This window comes from Streptomyces echinoruber, assembly GCF_014651135.1.
GTDB classification, from domain to species: domain Bacteria; phylum Actinomycetota; class Actinomycetes; order Streptomycetales; family Streptomycetaceae; genus Streptomyces; species Streptomyces echinoruber.
On sequence record NZ_BMWH01000042.1, the window covers coordinates 21513 to 30555 of the forward strand.

The window sequence follows — 9043 nt, forward strand, 5'->3', positions numbered from 1 at the left end:
GGATCTCAGGCGGTGGTGCGCCGGCGCCCGGCCAGGACGCCGTACGCCACGCCCGCCGCGCCGACGACGATGCCGAGGACGCCGAGAACGCGGGCGGTGGTGTCGGTGCCGTCGCCGCCGCCGCCGTCGGAGGAGGACGCGGCGGCGGTCTTCCCGCTCTCTTCGTCGGAGGCGCCCTCGGCGCTCGCGCCGGCGGCGGTGCCGTGGTGGTCGTCGCCGGAGGCGGCGGACAGGGTCAGCACGGGCGCGGGGTTCTCGGGTTCCGCCTGGCCGTCCTGCGGGACCTCGATCCAGCGGACGACCTCCTTGTTGGAGTACGTCTGGATCGCCTTGAAGACGAGCCGGTCGGTGTCCTCGGGCAGGGCGCCGACGGAGACCGGGAACTTCTGGAAGTAGCCCGGCTCGATGCCCTTGCCGTCGGCGGTCCAGGTGACCTTGGTGACGATCTCGGAGATCTTCTCGCCGTGCGCCTCCAGCGGCTTGGCCGGCTTGGACCTGGTGACCGTGATCCTCCAGCCCGGGACGGGCTCGGGCATCACCGACGCCAGCGGGTGGTCGGTGGGGAAGTTCACCTCGACCTTGGTGGTCGAGGCGTTGTCCCGCTCGTTGGGGACCTTGAAGTCGACGACCGCGTAACCGCCCTTGGCGGCGGTGCCCTCGGGCTGCACGCCGACGTGCGCGAACGCCGGGACGGCCAGGGCGAGGACGGCGGTGCCGGCGACGGCGCCGGCGGCGGTGAGACGGAAAGCCTTCATGAAGGCAGCACTCCACTTCCGTGTGGGACGGCGGTGATCGAAAGGAATGCGCGGGCGCGGGACCGGACCGTCGGACGGACGGCGGCCTCCGGGAACACGCGCGCGTGCCGCACGACCGCGGGCGCGCCCTGCGGGCGGTCGCGTCGTGTCAGGCCGCGGGAACGAGCGCGGCCGGCGGGCCGCGGCGGATCACCGTGTGCTGGAGTGCGGTGGTGCGGAGCGCGGGGGGCGCGGGCGGGGCGGTGCGCCACCGGTAGGCGCCCGGTTCGGGCACCGTGGGCAGCCCGGCGTACAGGACGCGCGCCAGCGCGAGCGCCCCGCGCAGGGAGCCGACGAGCGCCCCCTCGGCGACCGAGTGCGCCGAGAGTTCGAGCAGCCGCAGCAGGGCCCGGTCCCCGCGGCGCAGCAGCCAGCCGGCGGCGAGCGCGGCGAGGAGGTGCCCGAGCAGCATGGGCAGGGACGGCAGCAGCGCGGCCGGCGAGAAGGCGGAGCCGGTGGCGCCCGCCAGTGCGTCCGCCGGGTGGTGGGCCAGGGTGCCGCTGCTCGTGCCGCCCGGGTGGAGCCGGGCGTCGAGGAGGACACGGCGGGCCTGGGCGGGGCTGATGGCAGCCGTCGGCGCGCCGCACAGCAGGCGCGCGGCCTGCCGTACCAGCGCCGCGTCCGAGACCGCCGGGTTCGCCGTGGACATCGACACCGTGGACATCGACACCGTGGACGTCGATACCGTGGACAGCGACGCCATGGACGTCCCGCCGAGGGTGCCGCCCGCCGCGGTGCCGGCCTGTCCCAGGCCGAACAGCGTGTGCAGCACGATCTGCCCGGCCGCGAGCAGCGCCACGATGCCCGGCAGGGAGCGTTCCCGCCCGGCCAGCGGCGCCACGACCACGACCGTCCCCGCGAAGCCGGCGCCCAGCGTCCACAGCGGGACCGTGGCGCAGGAGGCCAGCGCGTGCCCGGCCGCGGCCAGCACGACGCAGACCGCGGCGAACACCGCGGCCCGCAGCATCCGGAGATCGCTTCCGGAGCGCGCCGTGTGCGCGTGGGGGGCAGTCATGGCGGCCACATCATCCCACTGGCGCCCCACGCTCCGTACGGCAGGTCCGCAAGGTGCGGTACGACCGGGTGGGTGCCGCGTGACCGGTAAAGGTGTTACGGGCGGTAAAAGAGGGGATCTTATAGTCGCAGTACGGCACGAATAATCCTGGTTGAATCGAAAGGTGTTTGTGTCCGAAAAAATACATATGGAGAAGAGTGTGACTGCCTGCTCCGGGTATTTTTCCTCCGCGCTCCGGTGCCGGCCCCTACACCGGTTGCCGCGCGTGCGCATCCGCTGCCCGGGTGATGCGGCGTCAACTCTGTGCTTACCTCCGGCTACCCCGGGCAATACGTAACGGTATGTCGAGCCGCGGCCGGGAGGCTGGAGCATGAGCATCTGGTGGTCACTCCATCTGCGGCGCGAGGCCGCGAGTGTGCCGCTCGCCCGCCGTTTACTGATCGACACGATGGAGAGTGCGGGCGTCGATCCCGACGTCTCCTACGACCTGTCCGTCGCGCTGAGCGAGGCCTGCGCGAACGCCGTCGAGCACGGCGGGGAGGCGTCGGAGGCATACAGCGTCACCGCCTACCTCGACGGCGAGAAGTGCCGCATCGAGGTCGCCGACTCCGGCCCTGGTTTCCCGCCCGATCGTCGGCCCGCACCGGTTCTCGCCGCCCACGACGCCGAACACGGTCGCGGCCTCGGCCTCATCCGCGAACTCGCCGACCACGTCCACATCGGCAACCACCCGGGCCGCGGCGGCGCGGTGGTCGCCTTCGACAAGATGCTCAAGTGGCGGAAGGGTATCCCGCTGGTGGCGGTCTGACCCCCGTCTCCCCGCCGCCCGCCCCGGGCTTTCCGCCGGCCGGTCCCGGCTCCCTCGCCCCCGCCGCCCGCCTGGCTCCTTCACCCCCGCCGCCCGCCCGGCTCCTTCACCCCCGCCGCCCGCCTGGCTCCTTCACCCCCGCCGCCCGCCCGGCTCCCTCATTCCCGCTCATTCCCGCGTCCCTCACTCCCGCGGGCCCGGTCGGTCGCCCCCTCACCGCTCGCAGTCCTTCCAGGACCTTCCCCAGCACCTCCAGCGCCTCCGGATACAGCCGCTCCCGGGGCGTGCCGTAGCCCACGACCAGGCCCTGCGGCCGGCCCGCGCCCGGCGCGTGCCAGTGGTCGCCCAGGCGGCCGACCGCCAGGCCCTCCGCCTCCGCCCGCTCCAGCACCTTTTCCTCGTCGGACACCTCGACCAGCGCGTGCAGGCCGGCCGCGACGCCGCGGACCCGGCGGCGGGGGCCGAGGCGGTGCAGGAGCTGGTCGCGGCGGCGCCGGTAGCGCAGGCGGCAGGCGCGTACGTGACGGTCGTAGGCGTGGCTGTCGATGAGCTCGGCGAGCGCGAGCTGGCCGATGGTCTCGGTGTGGTGGTCGCTGTGCAGCTTGGCGTCGGCGACCGCGTCGACGAGGTGGGGCGGCAGCACCATCCAGCCCAGGCGCAGCGCGGGGCCGAGCGTCTTGGAGGCGGTGCCGAGGTACGCCACCCGGGTCGGGGCCATGCCCTGCAGGGCGCCGACGGGCTGGCGGTCGTAGCGGAACTCGCCGTCGTAGTCGTCCTCGACGATCAGCGCGTCGTGCGCGCGGGCCCAGTCGGTCAGGGCACGGCGCCGCTCCGGGTGCAGGGGCACGCCGGTCGGGTACTGGTGGGCGGGGGTGACGACCACGGCCCGGGCGTCGCCGAGGGCGTCGACGCACACGCCGCGTTCGTCGACGGGCACGGGGACGACGGTGCCGCCGCCGTGCCGGACCACCTCGCGGTGGAAGGGCTGGCCGGGGTCCTCCATGGCGACGCGGGCGCCGTCCAGGACCCGGGTGAGCAGGGCGAGGCCCTGCACGTAGCCGGAGGTGACGACGATGCGTTCGGGCGGCGCGACCACGCCCCGGGCCCGGCTCAGGTAGCCGGAGAGCGCGGTGCGCAGTTCGATGCGGCCGCGCGGGTCGCCGTAGTCGTACGCCAGCGAGGGCGCCGTGGCGATGGCGCGGCGCAGGGCGCGCAGCCAGGCCGCCGCCGGGAAGGCGCCGACGTCCGGGCCGCCCGGTCTCAGGTCGTGGCGGGGCGCACCCGCGTGTGCCGGCGACCGGGGCTCCTCCCGCTCCACCGAGGGCAGGCGGGCGACCCGCGTCCCCGATCCCTGACGGGCCGTCAGGTACCCTTCCGCGACGAGCTGGTCGTAGGCGGCCTTGACCGTGCCCCGCGACACCCCGAGCTCCGCCGCGAGCCGCCGGGACGCCGGCAGCCGGGTGCCGGGCTCCAGCCGCCCGTCGCGCACCGCGTCCCGCAGGATCCGCTCCAGCCCCGCGCGGCGACCCGCCGTCGCCTCCGGCTCGCGCCGCAGCTCCACCCCGACGCAGGACCAGAAGTCGTCCATCACGCCCTCCCCCCAGGCACATCAAAAACCCCAGGAGAAACCCACCGTCTCCTGGGCACACAGAGGGCCGGATACCCCGCCGGGCACCCGGCCATCTGCGTCGCTCCGCCCTGTGACCGATGCCACAGGCGGGAGGGTCAGCCGGTGAGGGAGGCCATCCAGCGCTCGACCTCCTCCGCGCGGCGCGGCAGCGCGGCCGACAGGTTCCGGTTGCCGTCCTCGGTGACGAGGATGTCGTCCTCGATGCGCACGCCGATGCCGCGGTACTCCTCCGGCACGGTCAGGTCGTCGGTCTGGAAGTACAGGCCGGGCTCGACGGTGAGCACCATGCCCGGCTCCAGCACGCCGTCGACGTACGTCTCGGTGCGCGCGGCCGCGCAGTCGTGGACGTCCATGCCGAGCATGTGGCCGGTGCCGTGCAGGGTCCAGCGGCGCTGCAGGCCCAGCTCCAACACCCGCTCGACGGGGCCCTCGAGCAGGCCCCACTCGACGAGCTTCGCGGCGAGCACGCGCTGCGCGGCGTCGTGGAAGTCGCGGTACTTGGCGCCCGGCTTCACCGCCGCGATGCCGACCTCCTGCGCCTCGTACACGGCGTCGTACACCTTGCGCTGGACGTCGCTGTAGCGGCCGTTGACCGGCAGCGTGCGGGTGACGTCGGCGGTGTAGTAGGTGTGCGTCTCCACGCCCGCGTCCAGCAGGAGCAGGTCGCCGGCGCGCACGGGGCCGTCGTTGCGCACCCAGTGCAGGGTGCAGGCGTGCGGGCCGGCCGCGGCGATGGTGCCGTAGCCGACGTCGTTGCCCTCCACGCGCGCGCGGAGGAAGAACGTTCCCTCGATGTAGCGCTCGCTGGTGGCCTGCGCCTTGTCGAGGACCTTCACGACGTCCTCGAAGCCGCGCACGGTGGAGTCGACGGCCTTCTGCAGCTCACCGATCTCGAACTCGTCCTTGACCAGCCGCATCTCGGAGAGGAACACCTTCAGCTCCTCGTCCCGCTCGGCGGTCACCTTGTCGGTGAGGGCGGCCTCGACGCCGGCGTCGTACCCGCGCACCACGCGCACCGGGCCGCGGGCCCGCCGCAGCTGCTCGGGCAGCTCGCGCACGTCCCGTGCGGGGATGCCGTAGAGCTGCTCGGCCTCGGCGAGGGAGTGGCGGCGGCCCACCCACAGCTCGCCCTGCCCGTCGAGCCAGAACTCGCCGTTCTCCCGGTTGGAGCGCGGCAGCAGGTACAGCGTGGCCCGGTGGCCGTCGCCGGTGGGCTCCATGACCAGGACGCCGTCCTCGGTCTGGTTGCCGGTGAGGTAGGCGTACTCGACGGAGGCGCGGAAGGGGTAGTCCGTGTCGTTGGAGCGGGTCTTGAGGTTGCCCGCGGGGATCACCAGGCGCTCGCCGGGGAAGCGCGCGGAGAGCGCGGCGCGGCGGCGGGCGGTGTGGCCGGCCTGGGGGATCGGCGCGAGGTCGCGCAGCTCGGTGTCGGCCCAGCCGGTCCGCATGTTCGCGGCGAGCTCGTCGGACACGCCCGGGTACAGGCCGTTCTTGCGCTGCTTGATCGGCTCTTCGGACTCGACCTCCGGGGTCTCCGGGAGCTCGTCGGCCACGGTCATCCTCCTCGGTGCGGCTTCGGACCGTCCCCCATCGTACGGTCGTACGGCCGCGTTCCCGACGGCCCCGACGGTCCCGACGGCACGGGCAACCGCTACTCGAAGCGTGCCGCCAGCAGCACCACGTCCTCCGCGCCGCCCGTGGCGTCCAGTTCGTCGGGCAGGAGCGTGCGCAGCACGTGGTCGGCGACGGCGCCGGGGTCGGTGCGCAGGGCGCGCGGCACGCCGGCGGCCGCGGCGTGCAGCCGGGCGTAGGCGCGGTCCACGGGAAGACCGGTGCGGTGCAGCAGTCCGTCGGTGTAGAGCAGCACCGTTTCGCCGGGCTCGGTGCGGAACTCCACGCCGGGCGCCTCCCAGCAGGACAGCATGCCCAGCGGCACGGAGACGGACGTCTCCACGAACTGCGTGCGCCGCGCGCCGAGCAGCAGCGGCGGACTGTGCCCGGCGCCGGCCAGGGTGACCTTGCGCAGTTCGGGCTCGCAGTAGGCGAACAGGGTGGTGGCGGAGCGGGCCGGGTCGGTCAGCCGCAGCAGCAGCTCCAGGTCGGACAGGACGGCGACCGGGTCCTCGCCCTCCATCACGGCGTAGGCGCGCAGGGAGGCGCGCAGCCGGCCCATCGCGGCGACCGCGCCGGGACCGGAGCCGGTGACGGAGCCGACGGCCAGGCCGAGCGCGGCATCGGGCAGCGGCAGCGCGTCGTACCAGTCGCCGCCACCGCGCGGGCCGGTGCGGTGCCGGGCCGCGAGCTGCACGCCCGGCATCCGGGGCAGCCGCGCGGGCAGCAGCTCCTGGCGCATCGTCGCCAGGTACGCGCGGGTGCGCTCCACCTCGCGCAGCCGCGCCAGGTGCTCGGCGGCGTACCGGGCGTACAGGCCGGCGAGGTGGCGCTGCCGCTCGGTGGGTTCGGCCGGCTCGTCGTACAGCCACACCGCGGTGCCGAGGCGGCCGGCGGTGTCGGCGGTCAGGGGGCGGGCGTAGCTGGCGGCGAAGCCGAGGCGGACGGCGACCTCGCGGTGGCGGGGGTCGAGGCCGGGCTCGGCGAGCAGGTCGGGGCGCAGCAGTTCGTCGGCGGAGGAGGAGGGGTCGAGGAGTCTGCCGTGGGAGGTGGAGGCGCGCGGCACGGTCTCCAGGTGGCCGAGGTCGGCGGGGCCGAGGCCGAGGCCGGCGGTGGTGTGCGGGCCGAGTCCGTCGCCGGGTTCCAGGACGGCCAGGGCGCGGCGGGCGCCGACCAGGGCGGCGCCGGCGCGCAGCAGTTCGTCGAGGGCGTCGGACAGGGCGGTGGTGCGGATCAGGCGTTCGGTGAGTTCGTGCAGCGTCGTCAGGTCGGAGACCCAGCCGGCCAGTCGGTCCTGCAGGATCTCGCCCGGCGTGTGCTCGGGGCGCGGCGGGGCGGGGGAGGTCGGTGCGGCCTGGGAGACACGGGAGTCGCTCGGGGGGTCGGCGGCGGGCGCGGCAGGGTGGGCCGGTGCGGGAACTGTTGAATCGATTCCGGCCACTTTCTGAGGGTGCGGGGCGTTCATGGCGTCCGGCTTTCCGACCGGTGCGTAGTGCTCAAAAGCATCGCAAACCCCCATGTCGTTCTGCGCCGCTAGCAGTGTCTCCACATGTACACGCACTCGTGAGGGGATGTCCAGCATTGTCCTGCTGGGATTCCTGGTGTCCGTGTGTCCGCCGGTAAGTTGGTCCGGTCCCCTTGCGAAATACCGAAGTTGGCTTGAAACTGCCCCACGGGAGACCTCATTGCGGTCGACTGGTTTCGCTCCACGGAGCGTCACGACGGTCGTGATGGGTACGTACCCGGAGAAGGCCAGGGGTGGTTGGGGGCCACCCGGAACCTGGCGACGGACCCGGACGTCATAACCATCGACGACCGAGCCCCATCCTCCCGCGGCAGCGGCGGAGAGAAAGACGCGGGACGGCAATCGCCACACTCCGCCACCCCGCGCCACGCTCATGCCTCAGGTGGACGCACTATGAAATGAGGTGGCCGAGCTCGCCGCGGCCGTAGCCGGCACTCGGCCCTGAGGGGTTCCCCTTGTCCTCGACAGGGGTGTGATGCGCCAACAGTACGCACAGCGAAGCGATCGATACATGGTGTGAGTGGTCCACGGTGTTGCCAGGCGTGCAACGGAAAGGAACGAGCGCTCATGCGCGAGATCCCCGGAAGGCGACGCAGGCTCCTGTCCAGGCGGAGCGACGGGAGGCCTGAGCTGATCAGCGCGGCCCTGACCTTCGCGACGCAGTGGCAGTGGCCGGTACTCCCGGGCGTGGCGCCCGACCGGCAGGGCCGGGCCCGCTGCCAGTGCCCCGACCCGGACTGCACCGTGCCCGGCGCCCACCCCCTCGACCCCGGCCTGCTCGCGGCCACCACCGACGAGCGCATGGTGCGCTGGTGGTGGACCAACCGGCCCGCCGCGCCGATCATCCTCGCCACCGGGGGCCGGGCGCCCTGCGCGGTCAGCATGCCCGCCGCCGCGGCCGCCCGCGCGCTGACCGCCCTGGACCGCATGGGCATGCGCCTCGGCCCGGTGGTCGCCTCCCCCGACCGCTGGGCGATCCTCGTCAAGCCGTACTCCATGGAGCAGCTCGGCGAACTGCTCTACGCCAAGGACTTCGTGCCCGGCTCCCTCCGCTTCCACGGCACGGGCGGCTACCTCGCGCTGCCGCCCTCGGAGACCGGGGCCGGCCAGATCCGCTGGGAGCGCGCGCCGCTGCCGGGCTCGGCCACGCCCTGGGTGCCCGACGTGGAGGCCGTGGTGGACGCCGCGGTCGACGCCCTCACTCGTACGGGTGTGAGCGCGCCCGAGTTCTAGGGGTGTCGGGCGCCGGATGGGGCGGGGCGCCCGCGGCCGCTCGTTATCTTCCGTCCATGCAGCGTCGCTCCGGGGCCCACCGCGCCTCCTCGCGCCCGGCCGGGCGCCGCCTCCGCCTCCTCGTCCTGACGGCCGCCGTGCTCGGTGCCGCCGTCCTTCCGCTGGCCGTGGCCTCCGCGGGGCCCGTGCGCGACGAGGGTGCCGCCGTGGTGCACTCGGCGGTGCGGCACGTCGTGGGGGACGCCGGCGGGCCGGCCGGGGCGGACGCGAAGGCCGATCCGCGGCGGGCCGGCGCTCACGGTAACGGCGCTCACGGCGACGGGGTCCACGGCGACGGGACCCGCGCCGCCCGGAACGACTTCTACGACGACGCCGACGCCCGCGGTGCCGGCGCCCGCGGTGCCGGCGGCGCGCGCACCTCGCCGGC

The 9043-nt window shown here is 74.3% G+C and carries 7 protein-coding genes and 1 pseudogene; 3 read left to right on the forward strand and 5 right to left on the reverse strand.

Annotated features, from left to right (window positions below; translation table 11 throughout):
- Nucleotides 1–5 precede the first annotated feature (5 nt).
- Both IE225_RS30725 and IE225_RS30730 read right to left on the reverse strand, forming a co-directional pair.
- On the reverse strand, nucleotides 6–755 hold the full coding sequence (locus tag IE225_RS30725; protein ID WP_190060933.1) for a YcnI family copper-binding membrane protein: 750 nt from the start codon (nucleotides 753–755) through the stop codon (nucleotides 6–8).
- 148 nt (nucleotides 756–903) lie between these two features.
- Nucleotides 904–1809 carry a hypothetical protein gene (locus IE225_RS30730; protein WP_190060934.1) on the reverse strand — a complete coding sequence of 302 codons (906 nt, stop codon included), beginning with the start codon at nucleotides 1807–1809 and terminating at the stop codon, nucleotides 904–906.
- A 370-nt stretch (nucleotides 1810–2179) separates the two neighbouring features.
- Here IE225_RS30730 and IE225_RS30735 point away from each other — a divergent pair, with 370 nt between their 5' ends.
- Nucleotides 2180–2617 carry an ATP-binding protein gene (locus IE225_RS30735; RefSeq protein WP_190060935.1) on the forward strand — a complete coding sequence of 146 codons (438 nt, stop codon included), beginning with the start codon at nucleotides 2180–2182 and terminating at the stop codon, nucleotides 2615–2617.
- Nucleotides 2618–2723: 106 nt separating this feature from the next.
- Here IE225_RS30735 and pdxR read toward each other — a convergent pair whose 3' ends face one another.
- The 3 genes from pdxR to IE225_RS30750 all read right to left on the reverse strand — a co-directional run bounded on the left by pdxR (nucleotide 2724) and on the right by IE225_RS30750 (nucleotide 7440).
- Nucleotides 2724–4205 (reverse strand): MocR-like pyridoxine biosynthesis transcription factor PdxR, encoded by a 1482-nt coding sequence (pdxR, locus tag IE225_RS30740; protein ID WP_190060936.1) that lies wholly within the window; start codon nucleotides 4203–4205, stop codon nucleotides 2724–2726.
- A 137-nt stretch (nucleotides 4206–4342) separates the two neighbouring features.
- A complete protein-coding gene (locus tag IE225_RS30745; RefSeq protein ID WP_190060937.1) occupies nucleotides 4343–5806 on the reverse strand; it encodes an aminopeptidase P family protein in 1464 nt (487 codons plus the stop codon).
- 92 nt (nucleotides 5807–5898) lie between these two features.
- A complete protein-coding gene (locus tag IE225_RS30750) occupies nucleotides 5899–7440 on the reverse strand; it encodes a PP2C family protein-serine/threonine phosphatase (RefSeq protein WP_190060938.1) in 1542 nt (513 codons plus the stop codon).
- Nucleotides 7441–7950: 510 nt separating this feature from the next.
- Here IE225_RS30750 and IE225_RS30755 point away from each other — a divergent pair.
- Together IE225_RS30755 and IE225_RS33625 are read left to right on the forward strand one after the other, a co-directional pair.
- Nucleotides 7951–8616, forward strand: coding sequence for a bifunctional DNA primase/polymerase (locus tag IE225_RS30755; protein WP_190060939.1), 666 nt, complete (start codon nucleotides 7951–7953; stop codon nucleotides 8614–8616).
- 56 nt (nucleotides 8617–8672) lie between these two features.
- Nucleotides 8673–9043: pseudogene (locus tag IE225_RS33625) on the forward strand (hypothetical protein); the annotation flags it as partial.